Source organism: Methylophilus medardicus (assembly GCF_006363955.1).
Lineage (GTDB): Bacteria > Pseudomonadota > Gammaproteobacteria > Burkholderiales > Methylophilaceae > Methylophilus > Methylophilus medardensis.
The window spans coordinates 735,484-756,973 of sequence record NZ_CP040948.1 but is presented as its reverse complement, the minus strand read 5'-3'; the positions used below and the strand labels follow the sequence as shown (position 1 = coordinate 756,973).

At 49.2% G+C, this 21,490-nt stretch carries 21 protein-coding genes; 10 read left to right on the top strand and 11 right to left on the bottom strand.

The genetic code is table 11. The features are described from left to right. Position 1: 1 nt before the first annotated feature. The 4 genes from rlmH to panC form a co-directional block, all read right to left on the bottom strand. Positions 2-469 (bottom strand): 23S rRNA (pseudouridine(1915)-N(3))-methyltransferase RlmH, encoded by a 468-nt coding sequence (gene rlmH, locus FIT99_RS03690; RefSeq protein ID WP_140003061.1) that lies wholly within the window; start codon positions 467-469, stop codon positions 2-4. A 32-nt stretch (positions 470-501) separates the two neighbouring features. Beyond that, a complete protein-coding gene (rsfS, locus tag FIT99_RS03685) occupies positions 502-873 on the bottom strand; it encodes a ribosome silencing factor (RefSeq protein ID WP_140003060.1) in 372 nt (123 codons plus the stop codon). Positions 874-887: 14 nt separating this feature from the next. Further along, the gene (gene panD / locus FIT99_RS03680) at positions 888-1,268 is read right to left on the bottom strand and encodes an aspartate 1-decarboxylase (RefSeq protein WP_140003059.1); all 381 of its coding nucleotides are present in this window, start codon (positions 1,266-1,268) and stop codon (positions 888-890) included. A 105-nt stretch (positions 1,269-1,373) separates the two neighbouring features. Continuing rightward, on the bottom strand, positions 1,374-2,228 hold the full coding sequence (gene panC / locus FIT99_RS03675; RefSeq protein ID WP_140003058.1) for a pantoate--beta-alanine ligase: 855 nt from the start codon (positions 2,226-2,228) through the stop codon (positions 1,374-1,376). A gap of 169 nt (positions 2,229-2,397) precedes the next feature. Here panC and mscL point away from each other — a divergent pair, with 169 nt between their 5' ends. Further along, positions 2,398-2,811 carry a large conductance mechanosensitive channel protein MscL gene (gene mscL / locus FIT99_RS03670; RefSeq protein WP_140003057.1) on the top strand — a complete coding sequence of 138 codons (414 nt, stop codon included), beginning with the start codon at positions 2,398-2,400 and terminating at the stop codon, positions 2,809-2,811. 74 nt (positions 2,812-2,885) lie between these two features. Here mscL and FIT99_RS03665 read toward each other — a convergent pair whose 3' ends face one another. Continuing rightward, positions 2,886-3,278: a hypothetical protein gene (locus tag FIT99_RS03665; RefSeq protein ID WP_140003056.1), complete on the bottom strand. Its 393-nt coding sequence runs from the start codon at positions 3,276-3,278 to the stop codon at positions 2,886-2,888. Between the two features lie 67 nt (positions 3,279-3,345). Beyond that, positions 3,346-4,206 carry an HlyC/CorC family transporter gene (locus FIT99_RS03660; protein WP_140003055.1) on the bottom strand — a complete coding sequence of 287 codons (861 nt, stop codon included), beginning with the start codon at positions 4,204-4,206 and terminating at the stop codon, positions 3,346-3,348. Positions 4,207-4,402: 196 nt separating this feature from the next. On the opposite strand from FIT99_RS03660, the gene FIT99_RS03655 reads away from it, so the two are divergent. Next, positions 4,403-8,044, top strand: a complete 3,642-nt coding sequence (locus FIT99_RS03655) for a DUF748 domain-containing protein (RefSeq protein WP_140003054.1) — start codon at positions 4,403-4,405, stop codon at positions 8,042-8,044. Positions 8,045-8,065: 21 nt separating this feature from the next. Here the strand turns inward: FIT99_RS03655 and FIT99_RS03650 are convergent, their stop codons facing one another. From FIT99_RS03650 to FIT99_RS03640, 3 genes are all read right to left on the bottom strand, one after another. Further along, positions 8,066-8,704 carry a site-2 protease family protein gene (locus FIT99_RS03650; RefSeq protein ID WP_140003053.1) on the bottom strand — a complete coding sequence of 213 codons (639 nt, stop codon included), beginning with the start codon at positions 8,702-8,704 and terminating at the stop codon, positions 8,066-8,068. A 62-nt stretch (positions 8,705-8,766) separates the two neighbouring features. After that, the gene (locus FIT99_RS03645; RefSeq protein WP_140003052.1) at positions 8,767-9,378 is read right to left on the bottom strand and encodes an L-threonylcarbamoyladenylate synthase; all 612 of its coding nucleotides are present in this window, start codon (positions 9,376-9,378) and stop codon (positions 8,767-8,769) included. A gap of 10 nt (positions 9,379-9,388) precedes the next feature. Continuing rightward, positions 9,389-10,252, bottom strand: a complete 864-nt coding sequence (locus FIT99_RS03640; RefSeq protein WP_140003051.1) for a 3',5'-nucleoside bisphosphate phosphatase — start codon at positions 10,250-10,252, stop codon at positions 9,389-9,391. A gap of 147 nt (positions 10,253-10,399) precedes the next feature. On the opposite strand from FIT99_RS03640, the gene FIT99_RS03635 reads away from it, so the two are divergent. From FIT99_RS03635 to feoB, 6 genes are all read left to right on the top strand, one after another. Beyond that, positions 10,400-10,945 (top strand): septation protein A, encoded by a 546-nt coding sequence (locus tag FIT99_RS03635; RefSeq protein WP_140003050.1) that lies wholly within the window; start codon positions 10,400-10,402, stop codon positions 10,943-10,945. A gap of 16 nt (positions 10,946-10,961) precedes the next feature. Then, positions 10,962-11,261 carry a YciI family protein gene (locus FIT99_RS03630; RefSeq protein ID WP_140003049.1) on the top strand — a complete coding sequence of 100 codons (300 nt, stop codon included), beginning with the start codon at positions 10,962-10,964 and terminating at the stop codon, positions 11,259-11,261. Between the two features lies 1 nt (position 11,262). Next, complete coding sequence (locus FIT99_RS03625) at positions 11,263-11,526, top strand: BolA family protein (protein WP_140003048.1); 264 nt, start codon at positions 11,263-11,265, stop codon at positions 11,524-11,526. Between the two features lie 55 nt (positions 11,527-11,581). Then, on the top strand, positions 11,582-12,391 hold the full coding sequence (locus tag FIT99_RS03620) for a peptidylprolyl isomerase (RefSeq protein WP_140003047.1): 810 nt from the start codon (positions 11,582-11,584) through the stop codon (positions 12,389-12,391). 166 nt (positions 12,392-12,557) lie between these two features. Continuing rightward, positions 12,558-12,812, top strand: coding sequence for a FeoA family protein (locus FIT99_RS03615; RefSeq protein ID WP_140003046.1), 255 nt, complete (start codon positions 12,558-12,560; stop codon positions 12,810-12,812). Beyond that, the gene (gene feoB / locus FIT99_RS03610) at positions 12,809-14,599 is read left to right on the top strand and encodes a ferrous iron transport protein B (protein WP_140003045.1); all 1,791 of its coding nucleotides are present in this window, start codon (positions 12,809-12,811) and stop codon (positions 14,597-14,599) included. The genes FIT99_RS03615 and feoB overlap by 4 nt, the downstream gene beginning before the upstream one ends. Before the next feature lie 30 nt (positions 14,600-14,629). On the opposite strand, the gene FIT99_RS03605 is transcribed toward feoB, so the two are convergent. Continuing rightward, entirely contained in the window at positions 14,630-15,130 is a 501-nt protein-coding gene (locus FIT99_RS03605; RefSeq protein WP_140003043.1) for a YgjV family protein, read from the bottom strand. Next, entirely contained in the window at positions 15,130-16,665 is a 1,536-nt protein-coding gene (locus tag FIT99_RS03600) for a class I SAM-dependent methyltransferase (RefSeq protein ID WP_140003041.1), read from the bottom strand. The genes FIT99_RS03605 and FIT99_RS03600 overlap by 1 nt, the downstream gene beginning before the upstream one ends. A gap of 208 nt (positions 16,666-16,873) precedes the next feature. Here FIT99_RS03600 and purL point away from each other — a divergent pair, with 208 nt between their 5' ends. Next, complete coding sequence (purL, locus tag FIT99_RS03595; RefSeq protein WP_140003039.1) at positions 16,874-20,800, top strand: phosphoribosylformylglycinamidine synthase; 3,927 nt, start codon at positions 16,874-16,876, stop codon at positions 20,798-20,800. An 82-nt stretch (positions 20,801-20,882) separates the two neighbouring features. Next, the gene (locus tag FIT99_RS03590; protein ID WP_140003037.1) at positions 20,883-21,368 is read left to right on the top strand and encodes an ankyrin repeat domain-containing protein; all 486 of its coding nucleotides are present in this window, start codon (positions 20,883-20,885) and stop codon (positions 21,366-21,368) included. The last annotated feature ends 122 nt before the right edge of the window (positions 21,369-21,490 follow it).

The window sequence follows — 21,490 nt, the reverse complement described above, 5'->3', positions numbered from 1 at the left end:
ATTACTCTCTGTGATAAGGGTGTCCGCTTAGAACCGTGTGTGCGCGATAAAGTTGCTCGGCCAGCAGCACTCGCACCATGCCATGCGGCAGGGTAAGTTTAGACAGACTAAATAACCATTGCGCTTGCGTTTTTAGTTGCGCGTGCAAGCCGTCGGCCCCGCCAATGACCAATGACACATCTCGACCCATGCCCTGCCAATGGGTTAATTTTTCGGCCAGTTGTAAGGTCGTGACGGCCTGTCCGCGCTCATCTAGCGCAACCAGATAATCTTTACCGACCACCTCTAAAATGCGCTTGGCTTCGGCCTCTTGCACCACTTCATTATTTTTGCCGGCCGCTCGTTTATCAGGCTTGATTTCGATGATGCGTGTTTCAAGTTCGCGTGGCATGCGTTTTAAATACGCGGCACAAGCGATCTCCACCCAGTCAGGCATTTTGTGGCCGACCGAGATGATATTGAGTTTCATGCGGTAAAAGGCAATACGCCAGAAACAGCGTATCAGGCGGCGGTCGCTGCACGGCGAGATTGAGACTCGCTCCACAACTGTTCAATATTGTAATAAGCACGGGTCGCTGGCACCATCACGTGCACCACGATGTCACCTAGGTCCACCAACACCCACTCGCCCTCTTTATCGCCCTCGACACCGCGCGCTTCAATGCCTTTTTCTTTAAGCTTTTCGCGCACGTTATCTGCAATGGCTTTGCATTGGCGAGTAGAGTTGCCACTGGCCACAATCATATAGCTGGTCATTGCCGTCATCCGGCGCACATCCATCACTGTGATTTCAAAAGCTTTAATATCTTCTAGCGCGTCGACGACGGCCAGTTTCATCTCTTCAACAGAGATGGTTTCGGTTTGAGGTTGCATAGGGTTTTTCAAAGTCAGGCGGCTTGCGCAGAAATATGGTTTTTTTGCTCGACAATGCGATTACCTGCATCAACGTAAACCAATTGTGGGTGGTATTGAGAGAGTTCTGCTTCAGTATATTGCGAATAACTGGCGATAATAATCAAGTCATCCGGATTCGCTTTATGTGCTGCGGCACCGTTCACCGAAATCACCCCAGAATGACGCTCAGCGCGAATCGCATAGGTCGTAAAACGCTCACCATTGTTGATATTGTAAATCTGAATTTGCTCATATTCGTGAATATTGGCGGCTTCCAGCAAAGCTTCATCAATCGCACAGCTGCCCTCATAGTGCAGCTCACTATGCGTCACACGCACACGATGCAGCTTTGATTTCAACATGGTTCTTTGCATTGCGTTCCTTAGCTCGAACTTCCGCTCGCGCGGAAAAGGTCGTAATTATAAAGTTATCAATGGCTTAGCGCAAAATAAATTTACAAAAAACGCACTCGATTGTTTTTACAGGCTGACTTCACAGTTATCGATAAGTCGGGTATTGCCCAATTTAGCCGCGATCAAGATCACCCAGTCATGACTCTGCGCATCGGGTAGAGATAATGTATGTTGGCATCGAATCTCAACATAATCTACCTGCCAACCCTGCTGCGTCAACCACAAATGCGCCTCATCACACAAAATAGAATAGTCACGTCGCCCAGACAGTAGCGCCGCTTTGATACGGCCCAACTGCTGATATAACTGCGTCGCCTGTGTTTTTTCGGCAGGAGTCAAGTAACCATTGCGTGAACTCATGGCTAAGCCAGAAGGCTCGCGCATCGTTTCACCCGCCACAATCTCAATATCAAAGTTGAGTTGCCGCACCATTGCACGCACCACCATCCATTGCTGGTAATCTTTCCGTCCAAATACCGCCACCTGCGGCTTGACCATATGAAACAATTTAGTGACCACAGTAGCAACACCGGCAAAATGTCCGGGACGGCTCGCCCCGCATAAATCGTTCGCCAAGGCCGGTGGCTGCACCACCACTTGCTGATGCAAATGCTGCCCATCAAAATCCGCATACATCTCCGTCACTGCTGGCGCAAACACGACATCCGCGCCCACTGCTTGTAGTTTTTCGCAATCTGCTACCAGCGTCCGCGGATAACTGCCGAAATCTTCATTCGCGCCGAATTGTAGCGGATTGACAAAAATGCTCACCACCACGAGGTCGGCATGCGTTTTGGCTAGCGTGACTAAATGGCAGTGGCCTGCATGCAAATTACCCATAGTGGGAACCAAGCCCAATCGCTGATGAGGCTGATTAGCCAAAAATGCGCGCAGCTCGCGCAAGGTATGAAACAACTGCATGACGATTCGTTTTAATCCATCAACACTTCAGATGTGGCAATATAGCACAGGCAAAGAGGCTCTTAGCGCCCGGCGACCAGACCGGCTTGCTGCAATTGACAAGAATAGCCGTCAACGCCTATAGTCTTAATTTGCAATTCACTACAAATGTTAACAAGGGGAATGAAAAATGAGTGTTGTGTCTGAATTTAGACAATTTGCGCTGAAAGGCAACGTCATGGATTTGGCGGTGGGGGTCATTATCGGCGGCGCATTTGGCAAAATCGTTGACTCTATGGTCAACGATATCATCATGCCAGTGGTCGGAAAATTATTCGGCGGCTTTGACTTTAGCAATCTTTATATTGCGCTGAATGGCCAGTCAGGGGAATTAGCGCTGGCAGAAGCTAAAAAACTGGGTGCCGTGCTGGCCTATGGTAACTTCATCACCATTGTGATTAATTTCCTCATCTTGGCATTTATTATTTTTCAAATGGTGAAATTCATGAACAGCCTTAAACAGGCAGAACCTGCACCAGCACCGGCAGCCACTCCGGAAGATATTGTGTTGCTGCGTGAAATTCGTGACAGTCTGAAAAAATAATGCTTTTTAGACAAGCATAACAAAGGGCGCTAAAAAGCGCCCTTTTTTTATTTCAATCGGATCGTGCTGACGGGTTATAGATCTGCCGGATTCGGTTGCACCTCATATGACTGACCGGTACTGGCGTCTGAACCATCGTTATTGAGAAACACTACGACACTCACTTGGTCATCGATCAAATCAAGTTCAGTGGTTGGATAGTAAGCACCTGCGGCATCCTTGTTGATGTTGTGATAATGCCAAATCGAAGCAACCACGCGACCACTGTCTTTCAATTTTACATCTTCGGCATGCGCGGGCTCACCCAGCAAAGCAACCAGCTGCGACCGATTGAGCTTACCTACCGCTTTGACAAATCCTTGTTCATCTTCCGGCAGCTTACTTGGCGTTGCCCCTGCCAAAGCTGCACTGCTTAAAGACAATAATGCAACTGCCATCACCCCATTTAACCAAGCTTGTGCTCTCATATGACTCTCCTTATGTTCGTAAACTCAGGCAGTTAAAACACCAATAGGTTCAAATTTGCTGCGTTGCCTACACTGACTCGATCGGATAGGCCTCTTCTGGCAACTGTTCGACCAACAACACATGCACACGGCGACTGTCAGCATGCACGACAGTCACACTTAAATTGTCTATGCGGATGTGGTCTCCGCGTTTGGGCAAATGCCCAAATCGATTCACGACCAAGCCACCCACGGTTGAAAATTCTTCGTCACTAAACGTGGTACCAATCGCTTCATTAAATTCAGGGATCTCAGTGAGGGCCTTCACACGGTATTGTCCAGGCTCTTGCTGAATAATGTTTCCTTCACCTTCATCCTCATCGTACTCATCTTCAATGTCGCCAACAATTTGTTCGAGCACATCTTCAATGGTCACCATGCCTGCGACGCCACCGTATTCATCTACCACGATTGCAATATGATTCCGGTTGCTGCGAAACTCTTTGAGCAGCACATTCAATCGTTTAGACTCAGGGATAAATACCGCAGGCCGCAACATGTCGCGCAGTTCAAATGACTCATTGGCGTAATAGCGCAGCAAATCTTTGGCTAGCAAAATACCAATCACATCATTTTTGTCATCTTCAATGACAGGAAAACGGGAGTGGGCCGTTTCGATCACAAAAGGTAAAAAACTATCTGCCGGTTGGGCAATATCGATCACGTCCATTTGCGAGCGTGGGATCATAATGTCTCTGACCTGCATCTCACTCACTTGCAACACACCTTCGATCATGGCCAGCGAATCGCTGTCCATCAGGTGATTTTCATAAGCCCCGTGCAACAAATCGACCAGTTGCTCTCTGTCTTCTGGCTCGCGCAGAAGAAAATGACTTAAACGTTCTAAAAGAGAGGGTTTGTGTAATAACTTATCCGGCTCTGAAGCCATATATACTGCTGAAAACAGCATCCTGTATAACGTGTTCCATGAAGCATACATGAAAACGGATGCCAATGTCACCTCACAGCGGCGGCAAGTCTGACGATTGATCATGGCTGGCAGAGGCGCAAACAAGCAAAAGATTTGTGATTTTTCACCATGAGGCGCAACTAAAAATGATTTAAATTCTGCTAAATTAGCATGTATGTTAAATCGCTCGCTTCGTGCTTTAAACGCACACCTTCACTCCCTCGCCTTCAAAGTACTGGCGGGCTTGATTCTATTTTATTTTTTATTCGCGTGGCTGGCTGTGAATCCGCTCGCAAAATGGCTGGTGCCCATGCTGGCCGAAAGCCAGCTAGCGAGTCAGGCTCGGGTTGCAAAAGTCAGTTTCGATCCCTTAAGTTTTACCGCAACCATCGAGCAATTGTCATTGAATGAGAAAAATGGGGCGCCATTGGCATCATTTGATCGCCTAGTCGTCGATGTAGAGACCAGCGGCCTGTTCGACTGGGCTTGGAAATTCAAGCAAATTGCATTAACCGCCCCACGGGTCAATGTGCATCTATCTAAGCAAGGCCGATTCAATTGGGCTGATCTGATCGCAAAGCTCAATGAAGACCCGACCCCACCCAGCCCAGACTTACCGCGCGTCATTGTCGACAAACTCATCATTCAACGAGGCCACTTAGATTATGCGGATCACCAACCCACGACCCCGCTCAAAGCCGCTATCAAGCCACTAGACTTTGTGCTGGAGGGGTTTTCGACACTGCCTAAAGATCGCGGTGATTACCTGATCGCAGCGAAGTTGCCTGCGCAGGGTGGCACCCTCAAATGGAAAGGTAACTTTGGGGTGAATCCCGTCGCATCGCAAGGCTCGCTAGCCGTTGAGGGCTTGCAAATGGCGAAACTGATGCAGTGGGTTGATAGCGCGCAATCGCCTATGCAGGTGCAAGGTGGAACGTTTAACGCGCAGCTAAAGTATGATTTTTCTCTGCCTAATCAGCAGCCAGCACTGCTGGTGACTGACTTAAAACTGCGCTTGAATCATTTGGCTTCCACCCTATTGCCACAGACAAAGGTGCAAGGTAAAAAGCTCCAAGGGTCCAATATCTCGTTGGCACAACTCCAACTCAACGCCAACCGATTGCGGTTATTGCAGCAAAAAGAGCTGCTGATCAGCACTGAAGACTTGACCGTTTCATTGGATCAACTCAAGTTGCAGCAAAACGACACTGCGCTTTCGCTGGCAGATGGCGAGTTAACGCTACCCAAACTGGCGTTTGCGCAGCATGCGGCGACGCAGGTGTCGTTTGATCAGATGAATCTCCACATGCGCGGATTGCAGCTGCTGCAAGCAGAGAAGCCATTATTTCAATTGCCTGCACTGGTGGTTGAAAATGTGGCGTTCAACCTCGCAGCAAGGCAAGCGCATGTCGCACATATTGCGTTAAATGCGGCACAAGTGTCCGCCACACAAACGCTGACCGGACTGGATTGGCAGCACGCATTGAACACGCTGGCGCCGCCAACCCCCGCGGCAAGCGAAGCCAACACGACTTCCGCCGCCGCAAGCGCCCCTTTTCAGTTTGCAATCGACGAAATCGCCCTCAAACACTGGCAGCTTGACTATACCGATCAGCAATTTGCGAAACCTTTACAAGCCAGTGTCAAAGACTTTAACTTAGCGTTGGCCGTCGACAACCAATCAGGGCTGACCCTGAAAAATATGCAACTCGACGCGCACCAGCTGAAGTTACAATCTGCGCATCAACCGGCGGCGCAACTGGCCAGCGTGAATATCACCGATGGAAAAATAGGGCTGAATCAGCAAAGCGCAGAAATCACGGAGCTACGTTTGAGTGGTCTGCAAACAAACGTCATCCGGCAAGCTGACACCCTGCTCAATTGGCAACAAATCCTGGCGCCGGCGGCAGGAAAACCGACCGTGGCAGCTGCGCCTAACACTTCAGTAGCCAATCCACCATGGGCATTTAAACTGAAACGACTAGCCTTACAACATGCTGTGGTGCATGTGGAGGATCAATCCACGCCAACGCCGGTGGTGATTGATATCGTAGACGCGTATGCAGAGGCTGACAACCTGACGCAATCTTTAGCACGCCAACTGCCGGTCAAGGCTGGATTTCACATTAAACAAGGCGGGCAATTCAGCCTGCAAGGCAAGTTAGCCGCAGCACCTTTTAACACTGCGCTGCAATGCACATTGCATGATTTATCGCTCAAACCATTTGCCCCCTATCTGCAGCAAGTGGCTTTATTGCAACTCGACAGCGGCACCGCCAGCCTGCAAGGCCAATACCGTCAAACCAACAGCACTAGCACATTTGAGGGCGGCTTTAAAGTCAGTCAACTGTCGATCATGGACACCGCAAGCCAACCGCACCCCTTTGTACGCTGGGCAAATCTGCAAGGCGAAGGGTTGAGTTTGTCACTCGCGCCTAATAAATTACAACTGGGTTCGCTGACCATCACCGAACCACAAACACAATTGATCATTTATCCAGATCGCAGTCTCAATTTTGCTAAAGTCATGCGGACACCTGCAGTGGAGGAAAAACCGACTATTGCAGCAGCGAGTCCACCTGTCACCGCACCTGTGAATACAAAAAATGAACCGCAAGTCAACGCTTTTCCGGTCACGATAGATACCATACGCATTCAAGATGCCGAGTTGGAGTTCGCTGATTTATCGTTACCGCAGCCGTTCGGGACGCAGATACATAGCCTGGGCGGAGTGATCAACGGCATTTCGAACAACCCAGCGTCAACGGCTCAGGTAGAACTCGACGGCAAGGTGGATGATTATGGTGCAGCCCGAATTCGCGGTGCGCTAAAACCTTTCCAAACCACTGCCTTCACCGATATTAAACTGGCATTCACCAATCTTGAAATGAATCGCCTCACGCCCTATTCGGGCAAATTTGCCGGCCGAAAAATCACCTCTGGCAAGTTGTCTGTCGATCTCGAATACAACATTAAACAGCGCAAGCTGGCAGGCGAAAACAAGTTTGTGATTCACAAACTGACATTGGGCGAAAAAGTAGACAGCAAAGAGGCTGCCAATTTACCCCTTGACCTTGCGATTGCTATTTTAGAGGATAGCGACGGCGTCATTGATCTAGATTTGCCAGTCAGCGGCAGTCTGGATGACCCAAAATTCAGCATCGGTGGCATTGTATGGAAAGCGTTCACCAACGTGCTGACTAAAATCGTTACTGCTCCGTTTAGCGCACTAGGTAAACTGTTTGGTGGCGGTGAAAAACTGGAAGCCATTCTATTCGATCCTGGCAAGGCCACGATTTCTCCACCAGAGTTAGAAAAACTACATCAGCTCAGTCAAGCGCTCAGCAAACGTCAGCAATTAAAATTAGGCATTTACCCTGGCTATGCGGTGGCGGCAGATACACGCGCCATTCAAGAAAGTACCCTGCGCAAGCAAGTGGCTGCAGAAACCGGGGTGCAACTTGCCGCCGGAGAGACACCCGGACCAATTAATCTGAACAATCCCAAGGTGCAATCCGCTATTCAGACTTTGCATGACCGCTTGAGTCAAAAGGGTTTGCTCAAACGCCTTGCGGCTAAGCTTGAGAAAGTCCCGCCTGAATTTTACGCGCAAGCACAAGAGACCTTAACCACTAGCTTGGTGGTTACAGAGAAAGACTTACGCACATTGGCTGACGCAAGAGCGGCGGCCATTCAAAAGGTGCTGCTAGCAGAGGGCGTTAGTGCAGACAGAGTGGTTGCGAACCCAGCAGTCAGTGCGACAGCTGAACGTAACACTGTACCAACCAAATTAAGCTTGGATGCCATCAAGCGTTAGTGGCAAGAATGCGTCTGCGGTTTAGATAATTAACAAGGTAAGTAGGTGCTGAAAAAATCGAAGCACCGGCGATAGCAAGATACCCAAAATACCCGTGAACAATAAAGCGATCAAAATCAGCATGCCATAACGCTCAATCTGCGCAAATTTGATCGCCGCGCGCATGGGCAATAGGCTCACCGCGATGCGGCCACCATCTAACGGCGGCAATGGAAACAAATTCAGTACCAGTAATACCAAATTAATTTGTATGCCGGCCAGACTCATTTGCGTCATAAAAACATGTGAGGATGGCGGCAATAAGTCCACACGTGCCAGGATCAAGCCCCAAGCAAGCGCCATGACAAAATTGGAGGCGGGCCCAGCGAGGGCTACCCACAACATGTCTTGTTTGGGACGACGCAATTGCGCGAAATTGACCGGCACAGGCTTTGCCCAACCAAAGAGTACGCCACCCAGCAACACACTGAGCGCCGGCAACAAGATCGTGCCAATTGGGTCGATATGCTTGAGTGGATTCAAGGTAATTCGCCCCAACCGCTCTGCGGTTAAATCGCCAAAAAACTTGGCTGCATAGCCGTGTGCTGCCTCATGGACCGTGATGGCAAACAACACAGGTAGCGCGTATGCGGCAATTTTTTGTATAACGGTCATTTCCATTCAAGACTTCCAACGAATATTTAAGTGTGACGAATGTTGCATCACAGACAACCAAGCCAGCATTAAGGCCAAGGGGCAACACCGGCGCGCACCAACTCAGGCGGCTCTTGCGTCAAATCCAATATGGTGGTCGCGCCGACATGCGCGATGTCACTATCAATCACCCCTTCAATATGATGCTCCAAGCTTTCGCGGATTTCCCAACCAACGGACATCGGAACCTCTTCGCCCGGCAGTTGTAAAGTCATACTGAGTAAGGGGCAATCCAATGCTTCCAGCAGCGTTTGCGTGACGACGTGCTGCGGAACGCGTAAGCCGATGGTGCTCCGTTTAGGGTGATGCAAACGCCTCGGCACCTCGCGGCTAGCTTCTAATAAAAACGTGTAAGCACCAGGCGTCATCGCCTTAAGCAAACGAAACTGACTATTGTTGACCTTGGCGTAAGTGCCGATTTCAGCCAAATCACGACAAATCAGCGTAAACGGGTGTTCATCATCCACACCACGCAAGCGGCGAATACGGGTTTGCGCATCTTTATATTCCATTAGGCAGACCAGTGCGTAACTGGAGTCGGTCGGACAAGCCAATATACCGCCTTGCTTTAACAGCTGCGCTGCTTGCTGGATTAATCGCGTTTGCGGGTTTTCCGCATGAATCACAAAATATTGTGCCATGGATGCCGCGCTAACTCGCCAGTGCTTGCAACTGGTGGGCTTCTGGCCAATCTTTCCATACCGGGACACAATTCAAAGGCAACGCAGGCAAGCGTCCCATTTCCATGTAAGACATGCCCGGGCCATGATAATCGGAGCCTTGCGAGGCTTTCAGATCAAAGCGATGCGCCAATTTGGCAAACTGATCAAATTGCGGCGGCTGGTGACTGCCGGTGACGACCTCAATCGCCGAACCGCCCAGGTTTCTGAATTCGTTGAGCAAAAGATGCATATTCACGAAGCCCAAGTCATAGCGACCCGGATGTGCCAACACCGCGACACCACCGCTGTTGCGAATCAACATGAGTGCTTCTTCCAAGCTCATCCATTCATGGTTGACATACCCCGGCTTGCCTTTAACCATGTATTTCTTAAAGACTGATTTCATGTTTTTGGCATGGCCTTGTTTGACCATGAACTGGGCAAAGTGGCTGCGTGTCATCACACTGTTGCCCGAAATCGCTCTGGCTCCTTCATAAGCGTCGGCGATGCCGGCCTTTGCCAAGCCTTCAGCAATCTGTCGGGCGCGACTGTCTCGCCCTTCTCTCACCTTGGCAAAGGCCGCTAGCAACGCTGGATCTTGCGGATTTACTTTTAAACCCACCACATGCAAAGTACGTTTTCGCCAAGTGACCGACACTTCAACACCATCAATAAAGGTGATGCCGATGTGCTCAGCAGCTGCGCGCGCCCGCGCCAAGCCGCTCACTTCGTCGTGATCGGTCAGCGCCAGCACGCGCACCCCTTTACTGGCGGCATGCGTCACCAACGCCTCGGGCGTCAGCAAACCATCCGACATGGTCGAGTGGCAATGTAAATCAATCGGGACTGACATGGTGGGTGGTGTTTAGATCAACAGAAAATTTTGCAGCTAAAAAGAAAGAAAAGACTGCCTAACGGCAATAACCTTTACACATTGACATAAATCATAGCAAAATAGTGCCCTTACAGATAGCAGGAATTCAGTCACCTGAAGCCAGTCATGCAAGTCATTACCGATTTACTCCCCGTCATCTTATTTTTTATCGCTTACAAAAAAGCGGGTATTTTTGTCGCCACCGCAGTGGCCATGATCAGTACCTTGGTATTGATGCTGTTCATTTGGCTGAAGCGCGGCAAGATCGATAAAATGCTAGCCATTAACGGTGCGGTCATTACCGTATTGGGCGGCATCACATTACTGCTACACGACAAAACCTATATCATGTGGAAACCCACAGCGATTTACTGGATAGGCGCATTGGTATTGTTATTCAGTCGTTATGCATTCAAACGCAACCTCATTGAAAACATGCTCGGAAAAATGATGGCTCCGCCAGTCGCCGTGTGGGATAAATTAAATTTTTGCTGGGTAGGTTTCTTGGTCGGCATGGGCATTTTAAATCTGTATGTCGCATTCCATTTCACCGAAGACGACTGGGTTAACTTTAAACTATTTGGGGCCACCAGCTTGATGTTTGTGTTTATCATCGCCCAAGTATTTGCCTTGCGTGCCTATTGGATTGAACAAAACACCCCTTCTGCCTGACCAAGAGGTTATATTGATGTTTTACATGATTTACGCACAAGACACTCCAAACAGCTTGTCGTTGCGTCAAGCGAACCGCCCGCCGCACCTAGCGCGCTTGCAGCAACTGCAAAGCGAGGGCCGCTTGTTGTTGGCAGGCCCATTACCCGCAATCGATAACCTAGAGCCGGGGGAAGCCGGATTTACTGGTAGCTTGATCGTCGCAGAATTTGAGTCTTTGCAAGCAGCCACAGATTGGGCAAATGCCGATCCATTTGTACACGCTGGCGTGTATGCGCAAGTGGTGGTTAAACCTTTTAGAAAGACCTTGCCATAGCATGCTGACAACCGAGATTGAACAGCGTTTGCAAGTATTGCTGCCGCTGCAATTAGAGATCACCGATGATAGCGAACTGCACCGCGGACACAAGGGCAATACGGGTGGCGGGCATTTCACGCTCAAGGTAAAAAGCTCGCTATTTTCAGGAAAATCACAGATAATGCGACATCGAATGATTTACCAATGTTTGCAAGATTTAATGCCGCATCGCATTCATGCGCTCAGTATTCAGGCGCTTTCTGCTGATGAGTCATTCAACTGACACAATTCTGTTTTTTAATATCGCACCAATTCAATTCGTTATATAAGGATATTGCATGAAATTTTTGAAAGTAATGTTGGCGATTGCTTGCTTAAGCGCACTGCCACATGTATACGCGGCGGATGCCGATGCGGTTGCTACAGTCAATGGCAAACCAATCAAAAAAACCTGGGTAGAATTCATTTTGCGTGATGCGGAAGCCCGCACAGGCCAAAAAGCCAACGACGGCATGAAAGCGGCTGTGGTAAACGAGCTGGTTGGCTCTGAATTGGCTTACCAAGAAGCGCAAAAAGCAGGTATCGATAAGTTACCCGACTTTATCGCTAGCGAAGAACTCGCGCGACGCAAATTGCTGGTAAACGCATTCCTGGCAGATTTCATCAAGAAAAACCCAGTGACGGACGCCGAGAAAAAAGAAGGCTACGAGCAGTACAAAAAAGAATTGGGTGACAAAGAATATAACGCTCGCCATATTTTGGTAAAAACAGAAGCCGAAGCCAAAGCCATCATCGCTGACCTGAAAAAAGGCACGGACTTTGCGAAAATTGCCAAAGAAAAATCACAGGACCCTGGTTCTAAAGACAAAGGCGGCGATTTGGGCTGGTTCTCACCCGCTGGCATGGTGAGACCTTTTGCCGAAGCCTTGGTGGGATTGAAAAAAGGCGAAACAACGCCGGATCCAGTGCAATCACAATTCGGCTGGCACGTGATCAAGCTGGTAGACACCCGTGCACTGCAAGCGCCTCCTTATGAGAAGGTACAAGAAGGTATCGAGCGCACTTTGCAACAGCGCAAACTGGAAAAATACATGTTGGGTTTGAAAGACAAAGCAAAAATTGATGTAACAGGCGTCGAGAAAAAATAATCACCGCAGCGTTTTACCCAATAAAAAAGCCAGTTTCGACTGGCTTTTTTATTGGGTACTATCCGTCATTGCCTATTGCCTACTTCCAAGCAAGCCGTCACAGAAACATTTCTTTGCAGCGCAATCTAAGATAAAATCAAGAATTATTCTCATTTATATCACGCACATGCATCTCGACGCATTAAAGCCAGGACAATCGGCCATTATTGATCGCATTCATGCTGAGCAGGCCTTGGCGCAACGCTTAAATGCGCTGGGGTTTCGCGCTGGCAAGCAACTCGAAGTGATTCGTCAAGCCGTGTTTAATGGCCCCTTGCATGTGCGAATTGGCTCCACTGACGTCATCATCCGTCTGGAGGATGCCAAGGCAATTCACTTACACCCCACCCCCGCCCATCAGACTGAATCCAATCCTGTATGAAACGTATTGCCTTGCTAGGAATGCCTAATACGGGCAAATCCACTCTATTCAATCGTTTAAGTGGCGCCTCGGCCCGCGTCGGTAACTGGCCGGGCATAACAGTGGATTTGATGAGTGCAAAACTATTACTGGGCGGCCACATTGTCGAGCTGATTGATTTGCCGGGCTTGTACGATTTGCATGGTTTTTCTGATGATGAACAAGTGGTGCGCCATTTTTTGAGTCATCACCCAGTCGATCTGGTACTCATTATCCTAAACAGCGCCCAAATTGACCGCCAGCTGTCTTTAGCGCTGCAAATTAGAGCACTGGGCTTGCCCGCTGTGCTGTTACTCAACATGGAAGACGAAGCCAAACGCGCAGGGATCACCATCGATGCCCCCGCCATGAGCAAACAACTGGGCTTACCCGTGCGCACCATCAGTGCAAAATACGGCCAAGGTTGCCCGGAGGCGCTGCAATTGGCGGCACAGACGCTGTTACAGCAACCCAATTTAGTCGCGCCGGAAACGATTGCCAGCAAACTTGAGATGGACAATGTGATCGAACAAGAAATGCATCAGATTATCGACCGCACCGTGCATTTTCCGATTCAACTCAACCATCGCCTCACTGACCGCTTAGACAAAATATTGCTTCACCCATGGCTGGGCTTGCCTCTATTTCTGCTCTCTGTGTTTTTACTTTTTCAGTTTATTTTCACGGTCGGTGCCCCGTTACAAGCGGGCATGGCTTGGTTGTTTGACACCTTGCGTAGCACCTTGTTAGAACCGGCACTTGCGAGCTTGCCAGCTTGGTTGGGGGGACTGTTGCTAGACGGCCTGTATACCGGCTTTAGCACAGTGGCGGCGTTTGTGCCGATTATTGTGCTGTTCTTTTTGGTCATGAGCATGGTCGAAGACAGTGGCTATTTATCCCGTGCGGCCTTTTTGATGGATACCCTCATGGCCAAAATGGGCCTCGATGGACGTGGCTTTGTCATGATGCTGATGGGCTTTGGCTGCAATGTGCCGGCACTGATGGGCACGCGTGTCATGCGCAGTCGCCCCATGCGCTTATTAACCATGCTGACGATTCCGCTGTCTTTGTGCTCTGCCAGGTTACAGGTATTTCTGTTTATTATTGCCATTTTGTTCCCCCCCTCACAGGCAGCACTGGTATTGTTTTCGCTCTATCTGGTGAGTTTCGCCACCATTTTTATCACCGCCATTCTATTCAAGCGTCAGTTTGCAAGCCGCGAACCATTTGTGCTTGAACTACCGCCATATCGCTTCCCCACGCCGCACCAAATCTGGATGCGTGGCTGGCAAGAGGTCAAGCATTTTCTGGCCCGCGCAACCAAGTTTATTGTCATTGGTGTGGTGATGGTCTGGTTGTTAACGCATCTACCCACCAGCGCAGTGCCCGCCAGTGCTGACACTTGGGCCGGCTCAATCGGCCGATTGTTTGCCCCGGTGCTCGATCCGATTGGCATTGACACGCAGCTCGCCATTGCGTTGATTTTTGGCTTTGTTGCCAAGGAAATTGTCGTGGGCTCACTCGCTGTGATTTACGGTTTGCAAGGCGACGCACTGAGCCAGCAAATTGCACAGAATATCGATTGGGTGCAAGGCATGAGCTTTATGCTATTCACACTGATTTACACGCCCTGTTTATCCACCATTGCCACCCTGAAGTCTGAGAGTAAAAGTAGCGGCTTTATGTGGTTATCCCTCACTTGGTCATTGGCATTAGCTTGGCTGGTCAGCTTTGTGTTCTACCAAAGCGCACGCGCACTTGGTTACTAAACACTGCCGGCATAAAATCAAAAGAGTGGTCTAATCCCTTTTTAGAAGATTGTGGATGGTATAAATATTTAAACAGGTTGCCACGCATTCCGCGCCTAGCGCTGGCCATGCCAACCAGACGATATCATTTGCAATCCAAGCAAAACTAGAAAGCAACAATCCAATTCGCATGATATGGTTTGGTAGATAAAAAACAGCCAGCGTAGTGTTGATAACAGCAAAAGCTGGCAAAAGTGATGACATCCCTTGCCAACTAAGTGTTGTAATCACTGCAAAAATCAACACGAAGCCAATGACAAAATAATGCTTATATGCATAATTGGTCAGCCATCTTGAGGCGATTGTGCGGACTGCTGTAACACCCATTGTAATGGCCGCAGTCCAAGCGCCCAATAAACAGTACATCAAGCTCCAAACCAACGCACTTAAAGCACTCCATTGCCGAAAACCATCTCCAGACCGCATCAAGTAAGCGCGCCACTCCAGCAGCATGCCCACACAACCAACAGCATAAGCCAATCCTACATGCACTAAATAACTTTCAAGGCCTTGAGGATTGGTAAAGTTTTTTCAGAAAACTCTTTTGCCATCGCTTTAAGCTCCTTTAAATTATCCTCTTCAGTGTCTAATGACTGACCGTCTTTGATAAGCTTTTGCCCTTGCTTAGCAAGTATTTCCCATGTGTAACTTGCAAAATCAGCAGGTTGTTTTTTACCATCCATGATACTGGCTAGAAAAATTTGGAATAAACGCCCAAGCATAAATCCACCGCCTATTACAGGACTAGCCACATAATTGATGTCGTTGCTTCCAAATGCTTTTTTGCACAAATAAGCATTTACCGAATCTGTCGTTTTCTTGGCCTGTGCAATATCTTCCTCGTTGTTCACTGGACTGACATGCCCCAAGCCAACCAACATCATGATAGCCTCTACAATTTTGTCGTAGCTTATGCCTTGATCTCTAAGCGCATCCTCAATTTGCTGTATCGTCTTTACTTTGTGGTCGGCTAAAACATCCAGCACAGGGCCATATACTTCAGCACTAAGGTTGGCTTCGCCCATTCGGCTATTTACTGTCAGTGCAACATCCCGCCGGTGCGTGGTCAATATAACTTGCTGAGTGCGCATCGTCTCGCTAGTCTCAAAAGGCGAGAGACTACGAGCGCCTCTAACCCAATAGTCCTTACGAAATTGTTGGTTAGTCATAAAATCTCGCACACTTTCACGGAACATAGCGTCAGGAATCTCCTCCAAAAATGCTAGCTGTTCATTCGTTAAATTGAGCGTATCAACATGATCAAAATACTCAGCTGAGCATACAAACTGTAACTTCGCATCTTCTAACCAACCCGCCATTGTTGCAAAATGCATGGGATGAAAATCTGCATTGAAGTACTCATGGGCCAGATATTGCCTGTTATGCGCTTTCATCTGAGCGAGCTTATCTCCCACCTGGGGATTAGCGCGGCTAAACGCAGGATTCGTCTGCAACAACTTTGTTGCGAATTCCATCGCACCTTCTACGCGACTAACAATACCCCGCCCCTCAGTCCCTAGAACATGTGCATGCTCAACCATTAAATGTCTCATTGGTGCAAATGCAGACCACCCTGGCAAAGTGTTGTAGCTGATATACAAAACCCCACCGACCTTTAACTTGACTTTCACAAAATCAACAATCACTCTGCGGTTTTCGTCACTAATCCAACTCCAAATACCATGCAGCCCAATATAATCAAACGCTGGCAAATCATCTCGTTTAGCAAAGTCTAAAAAAGATTCATCTGACAACTTGGCGCTATTACCCGAAGATCGAGACATCTCCTGAGCGAATCCAGCCTGCGTTGGATTGAAGTCTGTTCCATGCCAACTCACAACAGATGCAGATGCATGCAAATTAGTAGACAATCCCTGACCAAAACCAAGCTCACATGCGTTGCCCACCTCTGGAAAGACGAAGCCTTGATTCAAAAACGCCAGCTTAATTCTCAGCGGGTTAAGTTCCTTGTAATATCCATACGTATAAGCAATATCTGCCACATAACCAGCCGTCCAATCAGTCATTATCTACATCCTTTTATTCAGATTTTATTTAACATAAATTTACATTAAAAAATACTACCACACTCGAATAATTGAAAGAAATAAAATCCTAGATGATGCTCAAAAACGAATATTTGCCTATCGTTAAGTAAGGTTTAACATACAATCAGTCGTGCTGATTTCTGATAAAATGTCAATTTGCATTTCAACCAAAACCACATCGCACGCCATGTCAAATCAAGCGCAATCGTCAAGCCCCTCATTCCTCACATTAAAGGGCAGCTCTGCCCTCTCACCATTTAGGTTGGATAAACTTTATGCAACACTTAATCAGACCGCGCCTAGCATTCAGCATGTCTATGCTCAATTTGTGCATTTTGTGTTTAGTGAAAATGATTTAGTAAGTTCGCAAAAAAATACCCTCTCGCAAATTTTGACTTATGGACCAAAAACTCAAACAGAGTCTCCGAGTGGCGAGCTGTTTTTGGTGATACCGCGTATTGGCACCATTTCACCTTGGGCCTCACGCGCGACAGACATTGCGAATAATTGTGGGTTGGTCGATGTGTTACGCATTGAGCGCGGCGTGGCTTACTACGTGACGACTGCCAATGGGCAGACTTTGAGCGAGGCCGATAAAGCGGTTTTTAGCGCAGTCATTCATGACCGCATGACGGAAACGCTGGTCTACAAACTAGATGATGCCGAAAAACTCTATCACCACGCAGACCCTAAACCTTTAGCCAGCATCGACATCTTAGACGGTGGCAAAGCCGCGCTTGAGACCGCCAACAATGAGATGGGCTTGGCGTTATCGCCTGACGAGGTTGACTACCTGCTAGAAAACTACCTCAAAATGGGCCGCAACCCGACCGATGTTGAGTTGATGATGTTTGCGCAAGCCAACTCCGAGCATTGCCGTCACAAAATCTTTAACGCCGATTGGGTGATTGATGGCGTTCAACAAGAAGTTTCATTGTTTGGCATGATCCGCAACACGCATAAGTTGAATCCAGGTAGCACAGTAGTGGCTTACTCTGACAACTCCTCTATCGTTGCGGGCCAAAAAACCAAGCGTTTTTACCCGCAACAAAACCATGCTTATGGCTTTGTGGAAGACGACATGCACTACCTGATGAAGGTAGAAACCCATAACCACCCTACTGCAATCTCACCGTTTGCCGGTGCTGCCACAGGTGCAGGTGGCGAAATCCGCGACGAGGGAGCAACCGGGATTGGCTCAAAACCCAAAGCAGGCCTCACCGGCTTTTCAGTATCCAATCTGAATCTCCCAGATTTCACCCAGCCTTGGGAAGAGCACTACGGCAAACCTGGACGAATTGCCAGCGCACTGCAAATCATGATTGACGGCCCCCTCGGCGGTGCAGCTTACAATAACGAATTCGGTCGGCCGAACATCGCTGGCTATTTCCGTACCCTCGAATTACAAACCACGACAACAGACGGCCACGCAGAAGTGCGCGGCTATCATAAGCCGATCATGCTCGCTGGCGGCGTGGGCAATATTTCTGACAGTCATAGCTTCAAAAACAGCATTCCCCCCGGCTCGGCCCTGATTCAACTCGGCGGACCCGCCATGCTGATTGGCCTTGGCGGCGGTGCTGCATCGAGTATGGATACCGGTGCGAACACCGAAAACCTCGATTTTGACTCCGTTCAGCGCGGCAACCCTGAACTTCAACGGCGCGCGCAAGAGGTCATTGATCGCTGCTGGCAAATGGGTGACAACAACCCAATTCTGAGTATTCATGACGTAGGCGCCGGTGGCATTTCCAATGCCTTCCCCGAGCTGGTCAATGACGCCAAAGTCGGTGCCGTTTTTCAATTACGCGATGTACACAACGAAGAGCCAGGCATGAGCCCGCGTGAATTGTGGAGCAATGAGGCACAAGAGCGTTACGTACTCGCCGTGACGCAAGACCAACTACCATTGTTTGAGGCGATATGTGAGCGCGAACGCTGCCCATTTGCCGTCGTGGGCGTGACCACAGAAGAACGCCACTTAACGGTTGAGGACCAACACTTCACCAACAAGCCAGTGGATATGGAACTCTCCGTGCTATTGGGCAAACCACCCAAAATGTTGCGTGATGTGCAGTCAGTCAAAAAATCATGGCCTGCCTTTGACACCAGCCACATAGACCTCCACGAAGCGGTTGCACGCGTGCTGCGTTTACCCGGTGTGGCTGACAAAACCTTCCTGATCACCATTGGTGATCGCAGCGTGACTGGTCTGATTGCTCGCGACCAAATGGTAGGGCCGTGGCAAGTGCCTGTCAGCAACGTAGCCGTGACCTGTGCCGGCTTCGAAACCAATGTCGGTGAGGCGTTTGCCATCGGCGAAAAAGCGCCACTGGCCCTGATCGATGCACCCGCCTCTGGCCGTATGGCGATTGGTGAGGCGATCACCAATATTACGGCAGCTTCAATCAGCGAACTAGGCAACCTCAAGCTTTCTGCTAACTGGATGGCACCTGCGGGACACGCTGGTGAAGACGCGGCGCTCTATGCCACGGTCCAAACCGTCGGCATGGAACTGTGTCCGGCCCTGGGCATCAGCATCCCCGTTGGCAAAGACTCCATGAGTATGAAAACCGTGTGGCAAGACAATGGCGAACACAAAGCCGTGACTGCGCCAATATCATTGGTCATTTCTGCGTTTGCCAACACACAAGATGTGCGTAAAACCTTAACCCCACAGTTACGCACCGATCTGGGTGACAGTGAATTAATCTTGATTGATTTGGGTAATGGCAAAAACCGCATGGGTGGTTCCGCGCTTGCGCAAGTCTACAAACAGCTGGGCAATTGCGTACCAGACGTTGACCAACCCGCCAGCTTAAAAGCGTTTTTTGCGGCCATCCAGCAACTCAACACCGACGGCAAACTGCTGGCGTACCATGACCGCTCCGATGGCGGTTTATATGTGACTTTAGCTGAAATGGCTTTTGCAGGTCATTGTGGCCTTGCCGTGGACCTATCCAGCCTCACTGGCGATCTCATCAGTGTGTTGTTCAACGAAGAGTTAGGTGCAGTGTTGCAGGTGCGCGCGAGCGAAGCGGCCGCGATTGCCCAGCAACTGCAACAGACCATTGGCAGTGACATCCATCGCATTGGCCGCGTCAACACCGGCCATGAGATTGTCATCAGCCAAGGGCAGACACAATACCGTGCTTCTCGAATCGACTTGCATCGCATGTGGTCCGAAACCACTTACCGCATGCAAAGCCTGCGTGACAACCCAGTCTGTGCGCAGCAGGAATATGATCGCATCCTCAATGCCGCAGATGCCGGTTTACATGCAGCACTGACTTTTGATATCAATGACAACGTCGCTGCGCCTTATATCAACACCGGCAAACGGCCAAATATGGCGATTCTGCGTGAGCAAGGCGTCAACGGCCAGACTGAGATGGCCGCAGCCTTTGATCGTGCCGGCTTCAACAGTGTGGATGTGCACATGAGCGACGTGATCAGTGGCCGTGTCTCACTGAAAGAGTTTGCTGGCCTGGTTGCTTGTGGTGGGTTTTCGTACGGCGATGTGCTCGGCGCCGGCGAGGGATGGGCCAAATCTATTTTATTTAATCAGCGCGCCCGCGACGAATTTAGCGCGTTCTTTAACCGCACTGACACCTTCGCGCTCGGTGTTTGTAATGGTTGCCAGATGATGAGCAACTTGCACAGCATCATTCCGGGTGCTGAACATTGGCCGCATTTTGTACGCAACAAGTCTGAACAATTCGAGGCGCGCGTTGCATTGGTCGAAATTTTGCCTTCCCCTTCTATCTTCTTTGATGGTATGGCAGGGAGCCGTATGCCGATCGCAGTCGCACATGGTGAAGGTTTTACGGAATTTACTGATGCGAGTGCTGTCACAAGTGTGCTACAACAGCAACTGGCCACCGTACGTTATGTAGACCATGCTGCCGCAGCGACCGAAAGTTATCCGTTTAACCCGAATGGTTCACCACAAGGGCTCACCGGATTCACTACCCAAGACGGTCGTTTCAGCATCATGATGCCTCATCCGGAACGTGTGTTTAGAACAGTGCAACACGCCTGGCACCCTGACGATTGGCAGGAAGACGGCCCATGGATGCGTATGTTCCGCAACGCACGTACGTTTGTCGGATAAGCAACACCGGTCGCAGTAAATATGCATGTTGCATAAACAATGTTGTTATTTTTAAAATGAAAATCAGGTGTTTGGAGAGATTATGAAATCAATTAAGTTTTTAGTGGCCTTGTTCTCACTGTCGTTTGCTTTGCAGGCGTTCGCGTTGTCTGACGAAGAATACATGGAGTTTACCGAGGCGCTCACGGGGGGTAACGTTAAAGTGGTGAAAAAATTTGTTGAAGCAGACCCGAGTCTGGTAAAACAAAAATTCTTCGCATGGGAGCCACTGCAAATGGCAGCCTCTAAAGGCAAGCTGGATGTCGTGAAATACTTGGTTTCAAAGGGTGCTGACTTGAACTACATCCATCCGGCTAGCCACAACACGGCTTTCCACATGGCGGCATTCATTGGCGATACCACTTCGATGAAATATCTCGCTGCCGCGGGTGCAGACGTCAACATCAAACTCAAAGGCGATGTGTCGCTGGTGCGCTACTTTAAAGAAGAAAACAACCAAAAAATGGTTGATCTGCTCACGCAACTGGGCACCAAAAATGATGGTTGCCAGGAAGAAAAATGTTTTTAATCACTCGCCATTGGCGGTGATCTAAATCTAAAACGGTCATGCATTGCATGGCCGTTTTTGCATTCAGCGATCATCAGACTAGTCTAATGTAACCGCAGTCACTCACGCTGGTGGCCGCATTT